18 protein-coding genes are annotated in these 21054 nt (G+C 63.6%); 15 read left to right on the forward strand and 3 right to left on the reverse strand.

The window, feature by feature from the left end; genetic code table 11:
* Both DU490_RS07990 and DU490_RS07995 read right to left on the reverse strand, forming a co-directional pair.
* Positions 1–3159 (reverse strand): efflux RND transporter permease subunit, encoded by a 3159-nt coding sequence (locus tag DU490_RS07990; protein ID WP_114573786.1) that lies wholly within the window; start codon positions 3157–3159, stop codon positions 1–3.
* A complete protein-coding gene (locus DU490_RS07995; protein ID WP_114573787.1) occupies positions 3159–4283 on the reverse strand; it encodes an efflux RND transporter periplasmic adaptor subunit in 1125 nt (374 codons plus the stop codon). Before DU490_RS07995 ends, DU490_RS07990 begins: the two co-directional genes overlap by 1 nt.
* Positions 4284–4708: 425 nt before the next feature.
* Here DU490_RS07995 and DU490_RS08000 point away from each other — a divergent pair, with 425 nt between their 5' ends.
* The 13 genes from DU490_RS08000 (at position 4709) to DU490_RS08060 (ending at position 17376) form a co-directional block, all read left to right on the forward strand.
* Positions 4709–4912: a Flp family type IVb pilin gene (locus tag DU490_RS08000; protein WP_114573788.1), complete on the forward strand. Its 204-nt coding sequence runs from the start codon at positions 4709–4711 to the stop codon at positions 4910–4912.
* A 79-nt stretch (positions 4913–4991) separates the two neighbouring features.
* Positions 4992–5531 carry a prepilin peptidase gene (locus DU490_RS08005; protein WP_114573789.1) on the forward strand — a complete coding sequence of 180 codons (540 nt, stop codon included), beginning with the start codon at positions 4992–4994 and terminating at the stop codon, positions 5529–5531.
* Positions 5532–5619: 88 nt separating this feature from the next.
* Positions 5620–6975, forward strand: a complete 1356-nt coding sequence (locus tag DU490_RS08010) for an AAA family ATPase (RefSeq protein WP_114573790.1) — start codon at positions 5620–5622, stop codon at positions 6973–6975.
* Entirely contained in the window at positions 6972–7799 is an 828-nt protein-coding gene (cpaB, locus tag DU490_RS08015) for a Flp pilus assembly protein CpaB (protein ID WP_114573791.1), read from the forward strand. The genes DU490_RS08010 and cpaB overlap by 4 nt, the downstream gene beginning before the upstream one ends.
* A 61-nt stretch (positions 7800–7860) precedes the next feature.
* Positions 7861–9483, forward strand: coding sequence for a type II and III secretion system protein family protein (locus tag DU490_RS08020; protein ID WP_114573792.1), 1623 nt, complete (start codon positions 7861–7863; stop codon positions 9481–9483).
* Between the two features lie 40 nt (positions 9484–9523).
* Complete coding sequence (locus DU490_RS08025) at positions 9524–9841, forward strand: hypothetical protein (RefSeq protein ID WP_147270451.1); 318 nt, start codon at positions 9524–9526, stop codon at positions 9839–9841.
* 66 nt (positions 9842–9907) lie between these two features.
* Complete coding sequence (locus DU490_RS08030; protein WP_114573794.1) at positions 9908–11095, forward strand: AAA family ATPase; 1188 nt, start codon at positions 9908–9910, stop codon at positions 11093–11095.
* A 124-nt stretch (positions 11096–11219) separates the two neighbouring features.
* A complete protein-coding gene (locus DU490_RS08035; RefSeq protein WP_114573795.1) occupies positions 11220–12584 on the forward strand; it encodes a CpaF family protein in 1365 nt (454 codons plus the stop codon).
* Positions 12575–13570 (forward strand): type II secretion system F family protein, encoded by a 996-nt coding sequence (locus tag DU490_RS08040; RefSeq protein WP_114573796.1) that lies wholly within the window; start codon positions 12575–12577, stop codon positions 13568–13570. Before DU490_RS08035 ends, DU490_RS08040 begins: the two co-directional genes overlap by 10 nt.
* Before the next feature lie 12 nt (positions 13571–13582).
* Complete coding sequence (locus DU490_RS08045; RefSeq protein ID WP_114573797.1) at positions 13583–14557, forward strand: type II secretion system F family protein; 975 nt, start codon at positions 13583–13585, stop codon at positions 14555–14557.
* 51 nt (positions 14558–14608) lie between these two features.
* Positions 14609–15568: a lipopolysaccharide assembly protein LapB gene (locus tag DU490_RS08050; protein WP_258801488.1), complete on the forward strand. Its 960-nt coding sequence runs from the start codon at positions 14609–14611 to the stop codon at positions 15566–15568.
* A 24-nt stretch (positions 15569–15592) separates the two neighbouring features.
* A complete protein-coding gene (locus tag DU490_RS08055) occupies positions 15593–16033 on the forward strand; it encodes a TadE/TadG family type IV pilus assembly protein (protein WP_114573798.1) in 441 nt (146 codons plus the stop codon).
* A gap of 2 nt (positions 16034–16035) precedes the next feature.
* Positions 16036–17376: a pilus assembly protein TadG-related protein gene (locus DU490_RS08060; protein WP_114573799.1), complete on the forward strand. Its 1341-nt coding sequence runs from the start codon at positions 16036–16038 to the stop codon at positions 17374–17376.
* A gap of 97 nt (positions 17377–17473) precedes the next feature.
* Here DU490_RS08060 and DU490_RS08065 read toward each other — a convergent pair whose 3' ends face one another.
* Positions 17474–18406 (reverse strand): DNA-binding response regulator, encoded by a 933-nt coding sequence (locus DU490_RS08065; protein ID WP_114573800.1) that lies wholly within the window; start codon positions 18404–18406, stop codon positions 17474–17476.
* A 480-nt stretch (positions 18407–18886) separates the two neighbouring features.
* Here DU490_RS08065 and DU490_RS08070 point away from each other — a divergent pair, with 480 nt between their 5' ends.
* Positions 18887–20092: an NAD(P)/FAD-dependent oxidoreductase gene (locus DU490_RS08070; protein WP_114573801.1), complete on the forward strand. Its 1206-nt coding sequence runs from the start codon at positions 18887–18889 to the stop codon at positions 20090–20092.
* Positions 20093–20225: 133 nt separating this feature from the next.
* On the forward strand, positions 20226–20876 hold the full coding sequence (locus tag DU490_RS08075) for a TetR/AcrR family transcriptional regulator (RefSeq protein ID WP_114573802.1): 651 nt from the start codon (positions 20226–20228) through the stop codon (positions 20874–20876).
* Positions 20877–21054: the final 178 nt, after the last annotated feature.

The following is a 21054-nucleotide window of genomic DNA, read 5'->3' on the forward strand; positions in this document are numbered from 1 at the left end:
TCATGTCTTCTGGCTGTGGGTTACGTCCTGGCCGTGGGCTCCGTCGTTTTGGGCGGCCGTGCCGGCGGTCATCTCCGCTTCCAGGCGGCGTTTCACGTCGCCGGGGGAGCCGGTATGGCGCGCCAGCAGGTCGTAGGCCACCGGTACCACGAACAGGGTGAACAGGGTGGCGGCGGCGACGCCGGAGAGGATCACCGTGCCGATCACCATGCGCGACTCGGCGCCGGCCCCGCTGGAGACGATCAGCGGAATGGAGCCGGCCATGGTGGTCACCGCGGTCATCAGGATCGGCCGCAGGCGCGTCACCGCGGCGTCGAGCAGGGCGTCGCGGAAGGCCAGGCCCTCGTCGCGCAGCTGGTTGGCGAACTCCACGATCAGGATACCGTTCTTGGTCGCCAGGCCGATCAGCATCACCAAGCCTACCTGGCTGTAGATGTTGAGCGACTGGCCGGTGACGAACAGCCCCAGCATGGCGCCGCTCATGGCCAAAGGCACCGTGAGCATGATCACGAAGGGGTGGATGAAGCTCTCGAACTGGGCCGCCATTACCAGGAATACCACCAGCGCACCCAGGATCAGCAGGAAGGTGGTGGCACCGCTGGCCTGGCGGAAGTCGCGGGAGGCCCCGCTGACATCGGTCTGGGCCTGCCCGGGTAGTACCTCGGCGGTGGCGGCTTCCAGGTACGCCAGGGCTTCCCCCAGGGAGTAGTCGTCGGCCAGGTTGGCTTCGATGGTGATGGCACGCAGGCGATTGAAGCGGTTCAGCGTGCTGGCACCGGCAAAATCAGAAAAGCTCACCAGGCTGGCCAGGGGGATCAGCTCGCCCGAGCGCGCCGAGCGCACCTGGATGTTGTCCAGCGCGCGGGGGCTGGCCTGGCTGCCCCGGTCGCCCTCGACGATGACATTGTATTCCTGGCCGCCGTCTAGATAGCGCGTCACGTTGCGTCCACCCAGCAGCACCTCGAGGGTACGGCCGATCTCGGTGACGGTGACGCCCAGGTCGGCCGCGCGGGTATAGTCGATATCAACGCGCAGCTGCGGCTGAGTCTCGCGATAGTCGCTGTCCAGCCCGATCAGCCTCGGGTTGTCCTCGCGGATATGATCCATCAGGGTGTCGCGCCACACGGCCAGCTCTTCATAGGTACCGCCGCCCAGCACGAACGACACCGGCTTGCTGATGCGCTGGCCGAAGCCCTGGCGCATCACCGGGAAGGCCTGCACGCCGGGCAGGTCGGCCAGTTCCTGGCGCACTTCACCCATGATCGACCAGGCATCGCGACGCTCGCCCCAGGGGGCCATGCTGATGATGGCGAAGCCGTTGTTGAAATTCTCGATGTTGCCGAAGCCGCGCGGGGCACGCACCACCACGCGCTCGAGTTCACCGCTCTCCAGCATGGGCTCGAGTCGGATCTCGATCTCATCCATGTAGTCCATGATGTAATCGAAGGTGGCGCCTTCCGGGCCGTTGACCAGGATGATGAAGCTGCCGCGATCCTCCTGCGGGGTGTACTCACTGGGCAGCAGGTTGGCGAGCCAGACGGTAGCGGCGATCAGCGCCACGAACACCGCCAGCACCGCGGCACGGGCCTTGAGCATCCAGACCAGCAGGGTGCGATAGATCCGCTGGGTAAACTCCAGCAGCCACTGTACGGCGAGGGCGATGCGGCCCTCGTGCATCGAAGGCTTGAGAATCTTCGAGGCCAGCATCGGGGTCAGGGAAAGTGCCAGTACGCTGGAGATGGCCACGGCGGCGGCCATGGTCAAGGCGAATTCGGTGAACAGCCGGCCGATGTTGCCCTGCAGGAAGCCCAGCGGCACGAACACGGCGATCAGCACCAGAGTGGTGGCAATGACCGCAAAGGCGATCTGGCGGGTGCCGCGAAAGGCCGCCACCAGCGGGGTCTCGCCGTAGTCGTGCATGCGCCGGTGAATGTTCTCCAGCACCACGATGGCGTCATCGACGATCAGGCCGATGGCCAGTACCAGGGCGAGCAGTGTCAACAGATTGATCGAGAAACCCATCAGAGCCAGCGCCATGAAGGCACCGACCATGGCCACCGGCACCGTTACCGCGGGGATCAGGGTGGTGCGCACATTGCCGAGGAACAGGAAAATCACCACGACGACCAGACCCATGGCGATGAACAGCGTGACCACCACCTGTTGAATGGCACCAGAAACGAAGACCGAGGCATCGTAGTTGAGGGCGAGCGACATGCCTTGCGGCAGGCTGTCCTGTACCCGCGCCAGTTCCGCATGTACGCCCTCGGAGACCTCCAGCACGTTGGCGGTGGACTGTTTCATGATCCCCAGGCCCACCATCGGCACGCCGTTGGCACGGAAAATCGAGCGATCCTCCACCGAACCGATTTCCACCCGCGCCACATCGCCCAGGCGCACCAGGTAGCCATCGGGGCTCTGGGTCAGCGCCAGGCGTTCGAAATCATCGGGCTGATTGAAGCTGCGCGGCAGGCGGACCATGAACTGCCGGTCGCGGGACTCGATCGACCCGGCCGGCAGTTCCACGTTCTCGGCACGCAGGGCGCTTTCCACATCGCCCACGGTGAGGTTGCGGGCCGCAAGTGCGTTGCGGTCGAGCCACACCCGCATGGCGTACTCCCGTCCGCCTCCCACGCGAACCCGCGCCACGCCGGGCTGTACCGAGAACCCGTCCACCAGATAGCGGTTGGCATAGTCGGTGAGTTCGGGAATCGTGTAATCGTCGCCGGAGAGCGAGAGCCACAGTACCACTTCCTCGCTGGAATCGGCCTTTTGCACTTCCGGCGGGTCGGCTTCATCGGGCAGGTTGCGCAGGGCGCCGGAGATACGGTCGCGTACGTCGTTGGCGGCGGCATCGATATCCATGTCCAGGCGAAACTCGATATTGATCCGCGAACGGCCATCCTGGCTGGAGGAGGTGATCAGCTGGATGCCCTCGACCCCGGCGATGCGGTCTTCCAGCAGTTGGGTGATCCGGGTCTCCACCACGCTGGCCGAGGCACCGGCGTAGCGGGTATCGATGCTGACTACCGGCGGGTCGATGGAGGGATACTCCTGCAGCGGCAGTCGTTGCATGGCCAGCAGGCCAAAGGCGACGATCAGAAGCGCCAGTACCGTGGCCATCACCGGGCGCTGGACGGAGAGATCGGAGAGCCGCATCAGGTGCTTTCCTCACTGCGGCTCTGCTTGAGGATCTGGCGAATCGTGGCCTCGTCGTCGGTGATGCCCAGCAGCCTCACGCTGTCGCCCTCCCGGGCTCGTTGCAGCCCGTGGTTGACCACCAGCTCACCCTCGGCGAGGCCTTCGAGTATCTCCACCTGACCGGTGCGGCGTTCTCCCACGGTGACCCGACGGCGCTCTAGCCGGTTGCCATCGGATTCATCGATCACCATCACATACTGCCGGTCACCGCTGGGAACGAGTACCGATTCGGGCGCCACCACGGCCTGCCGGGGGCTGCGCTGAACCACGACCTCCATCAGCATGCCCGGGCGCAGCCTAAGCTCGGAATTGGCCAGCTCGGCGCGAACGCTGACGCTGCGGCTGACCGGGTCGACCCGCGACCCGACGCTGGCCACCTCGCCCTCGAAGACAGCGTCGGGAAAGGCCGCGCTATGCGCGGTCAGCGGCAGGCCGGGCTCGAGGATCGCCAGAAAGACCTCGGGCACGTTGAAGTCGAGCTTCATCACGTCGCTCTTGTCCAGGGTCACCAACTGGGTGCCGGGGGTGACCAGGCTGCCCACGCTGATGTTGCGAAAGCCCACGCGGCCGTCGAAGGGCGCGCGCAGCCGGTAGTTGGTCAGGCGCGCCTCCAGCCCCTGGATCTCGGCTTCCACCTGGCGCAGCCGTGCCTGGCTGTCTTCTACGTCGGCCCGCGGCGCCATGTTGCGCTCCTGCAGCTGGGTGAGCCGATTGACCGCACTGCGTCGTTCGTCGCGCTGGGCCTGGGCGGCACGCAGCTGCGCTTGCTGCTCGCCATCCTCCAGGCGGATCAACAGCTGGCCGGCTTCCACCAGCTCACCATCGCTGAAATTGAGCTCGGCAACGATCTCGGTAACGGTGGCGGAGAGGGTGACGCTTTCGTCGGCGCGCAGGGTACCCAATGCCTCGAGGGGGTCGGACCAGGGCTCCAGCGTCACGCGGGAAGCGATCACCGCAGTGCGCTCCTGGGCGGCAAGCGGCAGGCTCAGGAAAAGCAGGGCGAGGGATAGCAGCAATAACGACAGCAGCAACAACACAGTGTCGCGCCACGTGGGGGGCTTGAGGCGTGAAATCGTGTTCATCGGGGCTCTTGTGGCGTAACGAACGATGCATGACTGAGAGACGCCCCAATCCCTTGGGGCACCGCTGATAATACTAGCCACGCGGCTTGGTGGAAGTGTGACAACAATTCACAAGTTCCACGCAGTGACATTTGCTTAGTGACTTTAATTGTACATAAATTGTACATAAATTTCGCAAGAAGAAAAGCGATACGCCATTGGCCTCGTTTCTGCCGCCTGCTTCCAGCCCCTCCAGCCCACACGACGCTGCTTTCGGCACACTCCTTCAGCATTCTTCAAGCCACTGCAAGATACTCCTAGTCTCCTGCAAGATTCTTCAAGCATTAACACTTGGTAACGACGATGCTGACCTCCGAGAGCCGGGGCAAGAGGCGCCGGTTTCCGACAACAGCAGGCTTGAATGACAAACAGACGGAGAAGCAATCATGAGCAAGCTGATGCAGGGTATCGAGCGTTTCTGGAAGGACGAGGAAGGTGCTGAGGTCGTGGAATGGGTGCTGGTGTGTGCACTAATTGTGGCGGCATTCTTGGCTGGTTATGCCGCTCTTGGTGATTCTATAGCTACTGCTTTTGCCACAATTACTGGTGCCTTGGATGATCCTGGATCTATTGGCGGTGGTGGTGACTAAACACCATAGAGTAAGTGGTATCTGACGCTGACAAGGAGGTCGGCGTTGGGTTTAAATTTCCTCAGAGAAAGGTGATGACATGGAAAATTTGGGTTTATATTTAATATGTCTGGCTATGTTATCTCTTTCTTCAGTTTGGGATTTTTTTCAGCGTAGAATTCCCAATAACCTTATTCTGGCCGGGGCCGCTACCGGGTTGCTACTGCAGGGAATGCTGCCAGGCTCGAGCGGTTTCCTGGCCGCCAGCTACGGATTGCTGGTGGGCCTGGCGGTATTTATGCCCGGCTACCTGCTGGGCTTTACCGGCGCCGGCGATGCCAAGCTGATGGCGGCGGTGGGCACTTTCCTGGGGCCGTTGGGGGCGTACCAGGCCGCATTAGCCAGTATTCTGGCGGGCTCGCTGATCGCCATTGGCTATCTCCTGTTTGCCGTGCTGTTTCGCCAGACGGCTTCGCCAATGGCGCGCTATGGATTGATGACGAAGACGCTGGTCGTGACGGGAAAGCCGATTTATATCAAGCCGGAACAAGGCGAGGTGATGGGTCGAAAATTTCCCTTTGCGGTGGCAATTGCACTGGGTACGACAGGATGGATGATCTGGCAATGGCCGCTGGGCTAGTGGGCAAACAAGAACAAGAACACGAACCAAGCGGCCATTGTCAGGCCACTCGTTAACCAAACGTTACGCTGAAAAAGTGAGGCCGATCATGCTCCCGGAAGCCCCCCCCCTTGACGATGTCAGCCACGGCCAGGCGGCTGCACGACGCGCGCCGCGCCCCGGCACGGTGGCGGAAACGGGGCTATCGGTGCTCTACCTGGGCGACCTGCTGGTCAAGCAGCTCTTCGAGCAGGGCGTGCTGGACCTGCACCAGCTCAGCCGCGAGAGCGCGCTGGCCGGCAGCGTGGTGGAGGAGGTGTGCCGCTTCCTGCGCGACGAGGGGCGGGTCGAGGTGCGGGGCCAGGGCGATGGGGGGGCGCTGCGCTTCGGGCTGACCGACCGCGGCCGTGCCTCGGCGCTGGAGGCGTTCAACCGCGATGGCTACAGCGGCATGGCGCCGGTTACCCTGGAGGCCTACAGCGCCCGGGTGAAGGCCCAGGCGCTCTCTGACGTGGCCATTCAGCGCGACACGGTGATGGCGGCCTTCGCCGATACGGTGATCGACCCGGGCCTGCTCGACCAGCTGGGCCCCGGCCTGCACTCCGGCCGGGCCATGTTCATCCATGGCGAGGCGGGCACCGGCAAGAGCTATATCGCCCGGCGCCTGGTGCGGCTGCTGGAGGGCGAGGTGCTGATTCCCCACGCCATCCAGGTCGGGGGCAAGGCGGTGCGCTGCTTCGACCCCGCCGTACATCATTCGCTGGAGGACCCCGCCCAGGCGGCGTCCTCCTCGCGGCTCTTCCTGGGCCAGGGCCACGACCCGCGCTACGTGCGCTGCCGGCGGCCCTGCGTGGTCACCGGCGGCGAGCTGACCATGGAGCGCCTGGAGATCCAGTACGATATGGCAACCCATATCCATCAGGCACCCGTCCAGCTACTGGCCAACAACGGCATGCTGGTGATCGACGACCTGGGCCGCCAGCGCATGTCGCCCACCGAGCTGTTCAACCGCTGGATCGTGCCATTGGAAGAGCGCCGCGACTTCTTGGCCCTCTCCAACGGCTACCACTTCAGCGTCCCCTTCGATGTGGCCCTGGTCTTCTCCACCAACCTCGACCCGCTCTCCCTGGCCGATGCCGCCTTTCTTCGCCGCATCGGCTACAAGATCCGCTTCTCACCCCTGGCCCCGGAGGCCTACCGGGCCATCTGGGCCCAGCAGTGCCAGGCGCAGGGGCTGCCGTTTGAAGAGGCGCTGGTCGATTTCGTGATCGACGAGCTGCATGCCCGCCATGGGGTGCCGCTGCTGGCCTGCCATCCCCGGGACCTGCTGAGCCTGGCGCTGGACCAGTTGAGCTATCGGGGTGACACCACCCCTGACCGCGAGACCCTGAACTGGGCCTGGCAAACCTACTTCGGCGATTTCACCGACGGTGACGCTGCCGTGCATGGGAGGGAAGGATCATGAAACGCAAAGGTATCTTCGCGATGTTCGCGATTTCACTCTTCATGGCCCTGGGCGCCGCCCTGGTGGCCATGAACTGGATGCAGGAGCAGGGGGGCGAGCGAGACGCCCTGGCCGAGACCAGCCAGGTGGTGGTGGCGGCGATGCAGATTCCCTTTGGTACCACGGTTCAGGCGTCCGACCTCAAGGTAATGAAGCTGCCCCCCGATTCGGTGCCGCCGGGAAGTTTCAACGACTTCGACAGTGTGGTGGGTCGGGTCAGCAACCAGGTGATCTATTCCGGCGAGATCCTCCACGAGGGGCGAGTAGCCGAGCACTTGGGCGGCAGTGCCCTGGCGGCGCTGCTGGACCACGGCAAACGTGCCATGAGCGTGCGGGTGGACGATGTGGTGGGCGTGGCGGGCTTCCTGCTGCCCGGCAACCGGGTCGACGTGGTTTCCACCCAGCGCAACAACAATGGCAACCGCAACAGCGTCGCGTCGGAAACGATCCTGCGCAACATCAAGGTGCTGGCGGTGGACCAGATCGCCTCCCAGGAGCGTGACGGGCCGGTAATCGTGCGCGCGGTCACCCTCGAGGTGGACCCGCGCCAGGCCGAAACCCTGGTCCAGGCCACCCAGGAGGGCAAGGTGCAGCTCACCCTGCGCAACCCCCTGGATAAGGAGGACGAGAATGACGTGATGACGGCCCAGCGCTCGGTGCTGAACCTGCCGGAAATCCAGCCGCGGCAACAAGCCAGGCCGGCGCCGGCACCCGCGGCCCCGGTGCAGCGCCAGGTCAACGTCATTCGCGGCACCCAGATCAGCACGGTGAACGTGCGCAACTGAGGGCGCACCGCCAACGGCGGCCGAGCCCCCAGGGTTGGATCACGAGCAAGGGAGAATCGACATGAGCAGACAGACTCAATGGCTGGCCCAGGGGCACCACCTGATACGGCGCCAATGGCCCTGCGGGCCGGCGGCGGTACTGCTGCTCAAGTGGCTGGCGGCGGCCCTGGTGGCGTTGCTGGCCCTGGGCTCGGCGGCACAACTGGCGGCCCAGGACCGCGGCACGCCGCGCAATGTCTCCATGCCCCTGGAGGGGCGCTCGGTCGCGGTGGCGGTGGCCATCAACAAGGGCCAGGTGCTGGAATTTCCCCGGGCGGTGCGGGTGGTCTCGGTGGGCAACCCCGAAATCGCCGACATCGTGGTGATGGGCTCGCGCCAGCTCTATGTGCTGGGCAAGTCCACCGGCACCACCAACGTGGTGCTGTGGGATCAGGGAGAGCGGGTCGAGGGTGCGCTCAATGTCACGGTGACCCACGACCTGGAGACGCTCAAGAGCAACCTGCACCAGCTGCTGCCCGGCGAGAACATCCAGGTGCGCTCGGCCCAGGATGGCATCGTGCTGAGCGGACAGCTCTCCAGCGCCGAACGGCTGGAGACCGCCCTGCGCCTGGCCAACCGCTTCGCCGGTGGCGAGGATGCGGTGCTCAACCTGATGCAGGTGGGCGGCGCCCAGCAGGTCATGCTCGACGTCAAGGTGGCCGAGGTCTCCCGCTCCCTGGTCAAGCGCCTGGAGGCCAACTTCAACGTCTTCAATGTCGGCTCCTCGGCATTCCGCGCCGGCGCGGTCAGTGGCGGCGCCAGTTTTCCGGATGCTGTTTTTGAGGGTCTAGGTGGAGGACGTATCCCGGTATTTGGCGGTGGCACCCCCGTTGGCCCAGCGGTCACCGAGTTCGCGCCGGCCACCGCCACCATCGCCGATACCGGCATCTTCGCCAGCTACCAGCGCGGCGACTACCTGCTCAACCTGGTGCTGGACGCCGCCAGCCGTGAAGGCGTGGCCAAGATCCTGGCCGAGCCTAACCTGACCACGCTGACCGGCCAGCCGGCTCAGTTCCTGGCCGGTGGCGAGTTTCCGATTCCCGTACCCCAGGGAAACGGCCAGGTGGCCATCGAGCACAAGGAGTTTGGCGTGGGACTGGGCTTCCTGCCCACGGTGCTGGATTCCGGCACCATCAATCTCAAGGTGGATGTCTCGGTCTCCGACCTGGTACCGGTCAACAGCCTGCAGGTGGGGGTGGGCAGCGGGGTGAGTACCCAGTTCTTCGTCCCGGCGCTGGCCAAGCGTAGCGCCAGCTCCACGGTGGAACTGGCCAACGGCCAGACGATCGCCATCGCCGGCATGCTCAACGAGAACCTGCGTGAGAACGTCTCCAAGATGCCCGGCCTCGGCGAACTGCCGGTACTGGGGGTGCTGTTCAGGAGCCAGGAGTTCATCAAGGAGCAGACCGAGCTGGTGATCTTCGTCACCCCGCGGCTGGCGCGCTCCTTTGCCCCGGAGCAGGTGCGCCTGCCCACCGGCTCCTTCGTGCCGCCCAGCGACCTGGAGTTCTACCTGCTGGGCAGCTTTCGGTCTCTGGAGGAAAGTGGCGACAACCCGCGCCGGCGGCCGAGCAGCTTCGACCTGGAGCTGATGTCCAGCCGCCCCGATGGCGGCACCGAAGGCCGCTTCGGTCATGATCTCTGACCTTTATCGCCTTGGCGACTTATCAACAGGGGGCGCGTCCATGTTTCCTTTACAACGATCCAGTGCAGGCAGGCTTGATACCACCCACCGTGCTCTGTCGGCCCGGCGGTTTCTCGAGGGGCGTCCATGGCTTGCCGTGGCGCTGCTGCTCTTTGCCACGCTTCTGGCGGGCTGCATGGCCCCCCAGCCGGGAGCCGACCTGCCGCCCTATGGCGAGAGCGTGCAGCATACCAAGGCGCTGCAGACCTATGAGCCTGGCGATCCGGTGCCGCCGCTACACGGTGCCAAGGCGGCAGAGGCCATGCGCCTCTATCGCCAGGCGCCCGGTGGCAGCCAGGCCCCGAGTTCACTGCCCTGAGAGGCCCACCCACCGACGGCAGGACACACGGCAATCAGGGACTTTCAATGACAAGCAGGTGGCGCAATGCGTAAACGGCTCGAGATATTGCTGGCGGGAAGAACCCGTGACGAACTGGATGCCCTGGAGTCGCTGCTGAGCAGCCAGGGCGATATCCAGGTCACCTCTCGCTTGATGATCAACGGCAACGTCGATCCCCTGGAAGGGGTGGCACCCCTGCCCGATGCCCTGGTGCTGCTGGTGGGCACCCACTGGGAGGCGGAACTGATGGCCCTTTGCGAGCGACCGGCGGCGGAACGCCCACCCCTGCTGGTGGTGGGGCCCAAGGGAAACGTGGAGCTGATTCGCCTGGCCATGCGCGCCGGGGCCCGGGACTTCTTCTCGCCGCCCATCGACGATGCCGAGATCTTCCACTTCCTGCGCGAGCTGGCCCGGAACCGGCGCGACGACCCGACCCGCGCCGCACGGGTGACGGCGGTGATCAATGCCAAGGGGGGCTCCGGGGCCAGCCTGGTGGCCGCCAACCTGGCCCACTGCCTGGCCCGGCAGGAGCGGGATACCGTGCTGGTGGATCTCGACGTGCAGTTCGGCTCCCTGCCGCTCTACTTCAATGTGATCCCGGACCATGGCCTGGTGCGGGCGCTGGAATCGGCCGACAGCCTGGATGCCCTGGCGCTGGAGGCCTACCTGCAGCCCCACGCCAGCGGTCTGGCTCTGCTGGCCTCATCGCCGGAAGACCGCTTTGGCCTCGGCGAAGTGCCGGAGACCCGGGTCGAACAGCTGCTGGCAGTGCTCTGCCAGGGCCACGAGGAGATAGTGGTCGACCTGCCGCGCTGGATCAACGGCGCTACCGCCAGCGTGCTGGAGCGGGCCGACAAGGTGCTGGTGGTAATGCAGCAGAGCGTGGCCCACCTGCATGATGCCCAGCGCCTGCGCGATATTCTCGTTCACGAACTGGGCATGCTTGCGTCGCGTATCGAGGTGGTGGTCAACCGCTACGACAAGCGCAATGACGTGAGTCTCGCGGCGATCGAGGATGCCCTGCCGGGCCTGTCGCTGCAGACGCTGCCCAACGACTTCAAGCGCGCCTGCCACAGCATCAACGTGGGCAGCCCGCTCCACGATATCGCCCCCAAGGCGCCGCTGACCCGGCAGCTTGCCGCGCTGGCCGAATCGCTGGAGGCGCCCGCTGCCGGCACGGCCCAGACCAGGAAGCGCTCGCTGCTGGGCTGGGCGCTGCCGGGGAGACATTGAACGATGGGTAATGACGCCTACGGCGCCTTCGTCGAAGCGTCGAACCGCCGGCGGAGCCGACCTCCCACAAGGGAGATTGTTACCAAGATGGCGTCATTACGGATCATTCATCAGGAGAACGGCTATGAACCTGCGTGAACGGATGGCACTCGGCGGAGAGGGGGAGGCGCGTTCGGCCTGGGCGGGGCGTGGCGCCGGCCAGCTTTCCCAGGCGGAACAGGAGTACAAGCAGCGGCTGTTCCGCCAGCTGGTCAAGGTGATGGACCTGACCCTGCTCAGCACCCTGGAGGAGCGGGAGGCTCGGCTGCAGGTGCAGCAGGTGTGCGAGTCGCTGATGAGCAAGGAGACCCTGCCGTTCAACGTCGCCATGCGCCAGCGCATTGTTACCGAGCTGCAGGACGAGGTGCTGGGGCTGGGCCCCCTGGAGACCCTGCTGGCCGACAAGACGGTATCGGATATCCTGGTCAACGGCACCAACCCCATCTATGTGGAGCGCCGCGGCAAGCTGGAACAGACCCTGCTGTGCTTCGACAGCGATGCGCACCTGATGACCATCATCGATCGCATCGTCTCCAGCGTCGGGCGGCGCATCGACGAGTCCTCGCCCATGGTGGACGCGCGACTCAAGGACGGCTCGCGGGTCAACGCGGTGATTCCGCCGCTGGCCATCGACGGCCCCATGCTCTCCATTCGCCGTTTCGCGGTGGAGCGGCTTGGCGTCGACAGCCTGGTGGAGTATGGCAGCATTTCGCCCGAAATCGCCCGGCTGCTGGAAAAGGTGGTCAAGGGGCGGCTCAACGTGCTGGTCTCCGGCGGTACGGGCGCCGGCAAGACCACCCTGCTCAACGTGCTGTCGGGGTTCATTCCCCCTGACGAGCGTATCGTCACCATCGAGGACTCCGCGGAGCTGCAGCTGCAGCAGCCCCACGTGGGCCGCCTGGAGACTCGGCCGCCCAATATCGAGGGCAAGGGCGAGATAAGCCAGCGCGACCTGGTGCGCAACAGCCTGCGCATGCGTCCCGATCGTATCGTGGTCGGTGAGGTGCGCGGGGGCGAGGCCTTCGACATGCTGCAGGCCATGAACACCGGTCACGACGGCTCGTTGACCACCATCCACGCCAACACCCCCCGGGACGCCCTGACCCGCATCGAGAACATGGTGGCCATGAGCGGCTACCAGCTGCCGGCCCAGGCGCTGCGCTCGCAGATCGCCTCGGCCATCGACGTGGTGGTGCAGATCGAGCGCCAGGAGGACGGCGTGCGTCGCCTGGTCAGCGTGCAGGAGGTCAACGGCCAGGAGGGCGAGATCATCACCATGTCGGAGATCTTCCGCTTCGAGCGCGAGGGCATGGATGCCGAGGGCAAGGTGCTCGGCCGCTACGTGGCCACCGGGGTGGTGCCCGGCTTCCATGATTATCTCAAGCGCCGCGGGCTCGACCCGGGCCTGGAGATCTTCCAGGGCGTGGGGGCGCAACGGCCATGGAACTGACCAGCCTGAATATCCAGCTCTCCGATGAGGTGATCGTCATCGGCATGATCGCCATCGCGGTCTTCCTGCTGATGCAGAGCTTCCTGGTGCCCGCCTTCGGCGAGAACCGCCAGGCCCAGAAGCGGCTCAAGAAGCGACTTCGGGCGATCTCCGGCGAGGGGCAGCATGGCAGTGTATCGCTGATTCAGAGCAGGTACCTGCGCAAGCTTTCACCGCTGGAGCGGGCCCTGGAAAAGCTGCCGGGCATGGCGCGGGTGCATCAGCTCATCGAGCAGGCCGGCCAGGAAACGCCGGCCTATCGGGTGGTGCTCTACTCAGTCTGCCTGGGTGGAATCAGTGGGGTGTCGGGCTATCTGCTGCTGCCTCAGCCCACGCTCGGTCTGTTGCTTGGCGCCGGCGTGGCGGCGTTCCCGTTTGTGCGCCTGACGCGGGCCCGCAAGCGGCGCCTGGCTCGCTTCGAGGAGCAGCTGCCGGATGCCCTGATCATCATGGGGCGGGCGCTGCGTGCCGGTCACCCCTTCAGCGACGCCATGCACCTGGTGGCCGAGGAGCTGGCCGAGCCCATCGCCGGCGAATTTCGCATCACCTTCATGGAGATCAACTACGGCGGTGATGTGCGCGGCGCCTTGCTCGGCCTGCTACGGCGAGTGCAGAGCGTGACGGTGATGATCTTCGTCACCTCGGTGCTGATCCAGAAGGAGACCGGCGGCAACCTGGCCGAGCTGCTCGACAACCTGGCGGCGGTGGTGCGCGATCGCTTCCGCTTCCAGCGCAAGGTTCGCACGCTTTCGGCGGAGGGACGCATGGCCGGCTGGATCCTCTCGCTGCTGCCCTTTTTCCTGGGCGGAATTCTTATGCTGATCAACCCGGACTTCATCCCGATGCTCACCGAGGATCCCATTGGCCGGCAGCTTGTCGTGGTGGCCTTCGTGATGGTGATCATTGGCATTCTGTGGCTGCGCAAGATCGTGCGCATCGAAGTGTAAGGAGAGCGCGAGATGGACACTATTCTGGCGTGGTTGCAGCCCCTTAACGAACTGATCAATGACCCCGCAGCGGCGCAGCTGGGCTTTGCTGCCTTGCTGGGGCTGGCGATCTTTACCCTCCTGCTCGCCTTGTCAATGGTGGTGATGGGGGTTTCCGATCCACTGCGCCGCCGCCTGCGCCGTCTCGAAGCGAGCGGCGCTGACGGTACCGCGAGTTCGGAGTCGGGGTTTCGGGAATGGCTGGGCCCCATGGGCGAAAAGCTGGTGCCCAGCGAGGAGGCGGCCAGAAGCCGTATCGCCCGCGACATGCGCCGCGCTGGCAAGCGCTCGCCGGGGGCGGTGAATATCTTCTTTGGGGTGCGCCTGCTGCTGACGGCTGTGCCCCCCTTGCTGATGCTGATGGTGCTGCCCTTCCTGCGCATTCCGCTGAACATCGGCGCCTTGCTGATTGCTTGTCTGGCGGTGATTGGCTACCTGCTGCCGCGCTTCTGGCTGGCGCGGGCCATCAAGCGTCGTACACGTGCGCTGAGCCGTGGGCTACCCGACGCCCTGGACCTGCTGGTGGTATGCAGCGAGGCGGGCCTGGGGCTGGGGGCGGCCATTCAGCGAGTGGCCCGGGACCTGGAGATCAGCCACCCGGAGCTGGCCGACGAGCTGCATCTCTACACCCTGCAGACCCGCGCAGGCATGGACAACAAGGCGGCCCTGCGCGACCTGGAGGAGCGCACCGGCGTGGACGATGTCCGCGGGCTGGTCACCACCCTGCTGCAGAGCATGCGCTTCGGCACCAGCATCGCCATGACCCTGCGGCTCTTTGCCGTGGAGCTGCGCGACAAGCGTACCCAGCAGGCCGAGGAGCGAGCCGCCAAGGTCAGCACCAAGATGCTCTTCCCGCTGATTTTCTGCATCCTGCCGAGCTTTCTGCTGGTAACACTGGGACCGCCGATTCTGGGGGTCATCGCCGCGTTTTCCCGTCAGGGCTTGTGATCAAGGGTCGGCCACTGGCGTGACTGACCATGAAACGAAGGAGCTGTCGTCATGATGACCAGAATGAACAAGTCAGGCTGTGTGGCGTTGTTGCTGACCCTGGGGCTAAGCGGTTGCGCATCCACCAATCAACAGCAGCTGGGAGGAATGAACTCAGACCTCTACGGTCCGCTGGGGGATGGCGGCTCCTCGGTGGAGTACAGCACGGCGTTTCCGGTGGCCTCGCCGGAGGAGGCCTACCGCAACGGCGAGGCGGCGCTGCGCGCCGGCGACGCCGACCGGGCCCTGTTCGAGTACCTGCGCGGCCTGCGCATGGAGCGTAGGCCCCAGGCCGATCCGCTCTATCGGGTCGGTATCATTCACCACGGGCGCGGCAACAACGACCTGGCCCAGAATGCCTATCGCTGGGCGCTCGAGATCGAGCCGAGCCACGTGGGCGCCGGCACGGCGCTGGGTGTCCTGCTGTTGCAGCAACGCGACTACGACGGTGCAGAACGCCACTTGGCGCCCATCGCCAACGGGCGCAACTCTCCCTGGCAGGCGCACAACGCCCTGGGCGTGATCGCCGACATCCGTGGCGAGCACAGCCTGGCCGGGAGCCACTTCGAAAAGGCACTGTCGGCGAGCCCCGGCACGCCGCTGGTGCTCAACAACCTGGGCTATTCACGCTACCTGGCCGGCGACTTGCCGGGCGCACGCCAGTCACTGCGCGCCGCGGTGAGTGCCAATCCCAACTACGAGCTGGCCTGGCGCAACCTGGGGCTGGTCTACGCAAGGGAGGGCGACCATGAGACCGCCATCGAGGCGGTGTCCCGCAACGGCAACGGCGACCGCGCCAAGGCCTATAACGATATCGGCTATATCTCGATGCTCGAGGGCCGTTACCAGGACGCCATGGGCTTCTTCGAGGAGGCCATGCGGCTATCGCCGGCCTATTACGTGACCGCCAGTGAGAACGCCCGCAATCTCGATAGCCTGCTGCGGCGTAATGGCAACCAGGCGGCCAACTAGCGCATTTGAGAGGGGAGAGTGGCCATGAAAAGGGTGCGCTCACTACACAAGCAGCAAGGGGCAGAAGTTGTCGAGTTTGCCATCTCGGCGGTACTGCTCTTCACCATACTCTTCGGCATTATTGAGTTCAGTGTGGCGTTGTATGATAAGGCAGTGTTGACGAATGCTAGCAGGGAAGGGGCGCGGACGGGCATTCTTTTTCGGCCGAACCCCAGGGATATCGCTGCCGAGAATGCCGCCATCGAAGAGGCGGTTCGCAACTATGCGGAGCAGTACCTGATCTCACTGGGTGGCCCGGCCGACATGGATATCAGCATCACGCGTTCCGATCCCGACATGTCGCCCGGCAGCGACGTCGTCGTTACGGTGGATTACCCCTACCGGTTCCTGCTGCTTCCGGGCTTTGTCGGCACGCTGGGAGAGCTTATCGAGTTGTCAGCGGTTACTACTATGAGAGCGGAATAGCCATGAACCTACAACGTGATAACCCTACTCATCGTCGCTACGGTACAGCGCATCGGCAGCGTGGTGTTTCGGTTGTGCTGGTCACGGTGTCTCTTTTCATCCTGGTGGGCTTCACAGCGCTAGCAATTGATGTTGGCAACCTTTTCGTTGCCCGCAATGAGTTGCACAATGCCGCCGATGCCGGCTCCCTGGCGGGCGCCAGGATGCTCTATACGGCGGACGGAAGCTCGGTCAATCCCGGCGCCAACCAAGTGGCCACCGATGCTGCCAAATCTAATTATATGAATTATATGAAAAGCTCTTCAATAGAGATAAACGAAGATGAAATAGAGGAGGTGATTAGTGCTCGACGCGGCCACTGGAGTTTTTCAGAACGAAAATTTAATTCAAATGATTCCCTAGAGCCAGTGAATCTGTCCGAGAAGTCGACGGCGGAGCTGGACCAATATGATCCTTTTGACCTCAATCCCTTTATCAACGCGGTGGAGGTGGTGGTTACCCGACAAGAGAAGACAGAGAGACAGGTTAGAACACAGGTGGAGGCCTTCTTCGGGCGCATCTTTGGCTTCGAGGGCTATGACGTCACGGCACGCTCGGTGGCCTATATCGGGTTTACCGGAAAACTGAATCCGGAAGATGTGGACCAGCCGATTGCGCTTTGCAAGGAGGCGCTGCTGAACCCGGATGGCGACTACTCCTGCGATGTGGGGCGCTTCGTTCCCGACGGCGACAAGACCGGCGGCTGGACCAATTTCGAGCATGATACCAGCGGCGCCACCAACGCCAACGAGCTCAGGGATCTGGTGTGTGGTGACGGCAACCCCAACGAGATGCACTACGGCGAGGATATCGCCACCAACAACGGCCAGGTGCAGTCGGCCTTCACCGCGCTCTACAACTGCTGGGTGGAGGCCACCGACAAGAAGATCACCTGGACCCTGACCCTGCCGGTGATCGACTGCGAGGATGGCGTTGCGCCCAGCAATCGCCTGGTCGGTGCGGTCACCGTGCATATCGTCTGGATGGTCAACCATAATCAACCCCTGAGCCAGATCGACCAATATGCCCCCTACGAGATGAGCCTGGCGCCGGATTCCGAGGACGTCGAGTGGCCGGGCGACTGGCCGGGTGAAGAAGATGTGATTACCAGCGATAGCTCAGGTGAAGAGCGCTGGGACAGCTTCGTCGATCACCTTTCGCTGCAGAACCAGAACGATGATCCGGCCGACTGGCGGAGGCAGAGCATCTATTTCCTGCCGAGTTGCGACTATCACGAACCCAAGGGCCAGACAGGTGGCGAGAACTACGGCATCCTGGCGCGAATACCGGTATTGGTGGATTGATCGCTGCGTTCCTGGCTTCGCGCTCCCTTCGAAGGGCCCCGTCGTGGGGCCCTTTGCGATGCACGCTGCCTGCAAGTCTGCAATGTGGCGCGACGGCTTATGAATCGATGGGCTTGAAGGGGTCGGGCAATGTCGGCAAGGGTGGGATAATCGAGGCTTCGTCGCTATTGGCCGTCATCGTTGTAGTATTGGCAATGGGGGGTTGGGACTGAGTGGCTTCGAGCCGGTAACGCGACGGGGGTTTCCCCACATAGCGCTGAAAGGTGCGGGTAAAATAGGAGTGGTCGCGAAAGCCCACGGTAAAGCAGACGTCGGTGATGGACACCTTGGGATTGGCCAGCAGCCGCATGGCCTCATTGATGCGACGGTGAAGCAGGTACTCCTGAAAGGTAATCCCGGTCAGTCGTTTGAAGAAGCGACTGAACTGGAAAGCACTCAGTTCGCAAAGTGCCGCTACTTCCTGCTGGACGATCTTGCGGTGCAGGTTCTGATCGATAAAGGAGAGGGCGCGCTGCAGGCGGGCCTGTTCATCGCCTGCCGCCGAACAGTGCAGCCGGGCTTCGTGAGGAATGCTGTTGTTGATTTCCACCACTTCCCTTTCCTGCGGCTTGCTCCTTTGGGGCGGGGTACCGGCATTGATGGTCTTGCCCGGCAAGCGCACGCTGTATAGCTTGGCCATCACCTCAAGAAACCGCTGCATATCGAAAGGTTGTACCAGATAGTCCCATACCCTGGCGCGGAAGGCCCATACGGCAAGGTGTTCGGAATGAGCTTGAGTGATCATCAGCAAGGGGACGGAGGGAACGGCCTGTTTGGCTTCACGTAGGCTGGTAAGGCCAGAAAAATCCGGATAATCAAACTGAAAGCAGACAGCAACGGGTGGCCTGTTCTGCATGATAGGGACGGGGTCCTGGCCGGCGACAACAATCTCGGTGCGATAACCTTCCTGTTTCAAGGCGTGGTGAAAGTCACTGTCGGTCTGCCCTTGAACGTTTCGAACAACGATAAGTACGTATTCATGGACAATCATGGCTCCCCCTGCTGTCTCGCACGCAGCTCATCCATATGTATATGCTGTTTTTTTCAATGAGTTTTTTTGATTCTTTTAAAGCATTCATTTCAACAGCAGATTATTTTACATGACAAGCCTTCACGCTCAGAATTCTCTCTAAGGCGTTAGGCATTGTCCGAAAACTCTCTGCGCTCGGTTATACGTTGTTGAAAATCAACTCAAAGTATTCATTTACACGAGTAAACTCCGCCTTTGCGCTGATTTTTGCCTTGTCTGGCCATTGCTGGCTGACTTCTCATACGGTCCCTAAGCCAGCTGGAAAAAACTTCCTTTGTTTTGGAATGTAATGTTCGATGCAATGTTTCAGTTTGTTGCTGCGCTTGTTTAGCCTAGACCGCCAAATTGACTTTGGAAAGTGAAAAGCCCGATCCGGGAGGAAGCCCGGGCATCCCTGTTACAATGCGTGCCCTGACAGCAGTGGCCTGGAGACATGAGCACATGAGCTATGACGTGGTGGTGATCGGGGCGGGTGCCGCCGGGTTGATGTGTGCGCTGACCGCCGGCTACGGCGGGCGACGTGTGCTGGTCGTCGACCATGCAAACAAGGCCGGCAAGAAAATCCTCATGTCCGGTGGAGGGCGCTGCAACTTCACCAACCTGGCCTCCACGCCGGCCAATTTTTTCTCCGGCAACCCGCATTTCTGTATCTCGGCGCTGAAGCGTTACCGGCCCGAGCACTTCGTGGCGCTGGTCGAGCGGCATGGGGTCGACTATGTGGAAAAGGCCCCGGGACAGCTGTTCTGCGCCGATTCCGCCAAGGAGATCCTGCGGGTTTTGCTCACCGAGTGCGACTGGGCAGGGGTCGATATTCGCCTGCAGTGCTCGGTGGAGAGGGTTGAGCGGTTGGGGGAGGGCATGCAGGTGTTGACGTCACTGGGACGCATCGAGACCGGTGCGGTGGTAGTGGCCTGCGGTGGGCTGTCGATTCCCACCATGGGGGCGACCGGCTTCGGCTACGACATCGCCCGGCAGTTCGGCCTGGCGGTCGCCGACACTCGCCCGGCGCTGGTGCCGTTTACCCTGACGTCGCAGTGGAAGGAGCGAGTTGCGGCACTCTCGGGCGTGGCCTGCGACGTGGCGGTCAGTGTACTGCGCGATGGTCAGCGACAGGGGCCGGGGCGCGAGCAACGCTATCGCGAGCCACTGCTGTTCACCCATCGGGGCCTCTCCGGGCCGGGCATGCTGCAGATTTCCAGCTACTGGCTGCCTGGCGATGAACTGGAGATCGACCTGCTACCAGGCATCGACGTCGGAGCAGCCCTGATAGCCGCTCGGCGGCAGAACCCCAGGCGCCAGCTGTCCACCTGGCTGAGCGAGCGCCTGCCCAAGCGGTTGGCGCAGTCCTTGGGCGAATGGCACGGCGAGGACCCGACCCTGGCCGATCTCTCGAATGCGCGCATCGAGGCGTGGCAGGGGCACCTCAATCGCTGGCGGATCAAGCCGGCGGGCACTGAAGGCTGGCGTACCGCAGAGGTGACCATGGGCGGCGTGGATACCCAGGCGATCTCCTCGAAGAGTTTTGCCGTGGACGGGCTGCCCCAGCTACGCTTCATCGGTGAGGTGCTCGACGTTACCGGAGAGCTAGGTGGCCACAATTTCCAGTGGGCCTGGTCCTCGGGGGTGGCCTGCGGTAATGCCCTGTGACGATGCCCTGTGGCCACCGTTTGCTCCTTGCGGCAGTGTTCCCTGCTTCATGCCCCGGTGGTCTATGTTGATAGTCCATGCTCAAGCTGGTGGTCTATGCTGAGGCCAGGAACGCAGGCTGGGAGATTGCGCGATGTCCATGATTGCCATACACGATTCCTCGACCACCGGTAGCTCATATATCGACCAGGTGGTGGATGAGGCCGTTCGACAGGCCGAGGAACGAGGCTGGGAAGCGGTACGCCTGACGGAAGTGGCCCGTGCCCTCGAGCTGCCAGTGTCACTGGTGCTGACCCGGTTTCGTGACTTGGATGCCGTGGCCAATGCCTGGTTCCAGCGGGGACTGCAGGCGATGCTCGCCAAAAAACCGGACACCTTCGAGGATTGGCCCGAGCGAGTTCGCATCGAGCACAGTTTGCTGGCTTGGTTGGACGCCTTCTCCGCCCATCGTCGGGTCACCGTACAGATGCTACGGACCAAGGCCCACCTGCCGCATCTGCATACCTGGGTCCCCATGGCATTCGACCTGTCGCGCACCGTCCAATGGCTGCGCGAGGCGGCGCAGCTCGAGGCGCGCTACGGAACCCGGCGGGCTCAGGTCGAGGAGCTGGCACTGACCAGCCTGTTCCTGGCCACCCTTGCCGTCTGGTCCCGCGATTGCAGTGATGGCCAACACCGCACCCGACAGTTCGTCGAGCGCCGACTCAAGCGCGGGGAAAAATGCATGAAGTGGATGCCGGGGGTGAAGCGCAAGGCTGGCAGCCCGGCGTCGGCTTCCCTTTAGGGGTAGTTACCATCGGTGAAGAAAGCAGCTGTTGGAGCGCTCGGTTCGGCGCTCCGAGTTCCCATCGCGACTGGCGCCGTCAGGCGCCTCGGCGGAGGCTGGAACGCCGGTGATGGCCGCGAACGTTGGCAACACCGCCGGGAGTCCTGCGGCCTCCAGTCGTGATCTAAAGATACTC

Origin of the sequence: Halomonas sp. DQ26W, assembly GCF_003339685.1 — a bacterium.
Classification (GTDB): domain Bacteria; phylum Pseudomonadota; class Gammaproteobacteria; order Pseudomonadales; family Halomonadaceae; genus Halomonas.

Bases quoted from the DNA above. Each gene is read 5' to 3' on its own strand.
- DU490_RS07995 (WP_114573787.1), bottom strand. From the start codon at position 4,283: ATGAACACGATTTCACGCCTCAAGCCCCCCACGTGGCGCGACACTGTG.
- DU490_RS08075 (WP_114573802.1), top strand. From the start codon at position 20,226: ATGTCCATGATTGCCATACACGATTCCTCGACCACCGGTAGCTCATAT.
- DU490_RS08070 (WP_114573801.1), top strand. From the start codon at position 18,887: ATGAGCTATGACGTGGTGGTGATCGGGGCGGGTGCCGCCGGGTTGATG.
- DU490_RS08020 (WP_114573792.1), top strand. From the start codon at position 7,861: ATGAGCAGACAGACTCAATGGCTGGCCCAGGGGCACCACCTGATACGG.
- cpaB (WP_114573791.1), top strand. From the start codon at position 6,972: ATGAAACGCAAAGGTATCTTCGCGATGTTCGCGATTTCACTCTTCATG.
- DU490_RS08050 (WP_258801488.1), top strand. From the start codon at position 14,609: ATGATGACCAGAATGAACAAGTCAGGCTGTGTGGCGTTGTTGCTGACC.
- DU490_RS08000 (WP_114573788.1), top strand. From the start codon at position 4,709: ATGAGCAAGCTGATGCAGGGTATCGAGCGTTTCTGGAAGGACGAGGAA.
- DU490_RS08065 (WP_114573800.1), bottom strand. From the start codon at position 18,406: ATGATTGTCCATGAATACGTACTTATCGTTGTTCGAAACGTTCAAGGG.
- DU490_RS08010 (WP_114573790.1), top strand. From the start codon at position 5,620: ATGCTCCCGGAAGCCCCCCCCCTTGACGATGTCAGCCACGGCCAGGCG.
- DU490_RS08045 (WP_114573797.1), top strand. From the start codon at position 13,583: ATGGACACTATTCTGGCGTGGTTGCAGCCCCTTAACGAACTGATCAAT.
- DU490_RS08025 (WP_147270451.1), top strand. From the start codon at position 9,524: ATGTTTCCTTTACAACGATCCAGTGCAGGCAGGCTTGATACCACCCAC.
- DU490_RS08030 (WP_114573794.1), top strand. From the start codon at position 9,908: ATGCGTAAACGGCTCGAGATATTGCTGGCGGGAAGAACCCGTGACGAA.
- DU490_RS08055 (WP_114573798.1), top strand. From the start codon at position 15,593: ATGAAAAGGGTGCGCTCACTACACAAGCAGCAAGGGGCAGAAGTTGTC.
- DU490_RS08060 (WP_114573799.1), top strand. From the start codon at position 16,036: ATGAACCTACAACGTGATAACCCTACTCATCGTCGCTACGGTACAGCG.
- DU490_RS08035 (WP_114573795.1), top strand. From the start codon at position 11,220: ATGAACCTGCGTGAACGGATGGCACTCGGCGGAGAGGGGGAGGCGCGT.
- DU490_RS08040 (WP_114573796.1), top strand. From the start codon at position 12,575: ATGGAACTGACCAGCCTGAATATCCAGCTCTCCGATGAGGTGATCGTC.
- DU490_RS07990 (WP_114573786.1), bottom strand. From the start codon at position 3,159: ATGCGGCTCTCCGATCTCTCCGTCCAGCGCCCGGTGATGGCCACGGTA.
- DU490_RS08005 (WP_114573789.1), top strand. From the start codon at position 4,992: ATGGAAAATTTGGGTTTATATTTAATATGTCTGGCTATGTTATCTCTT.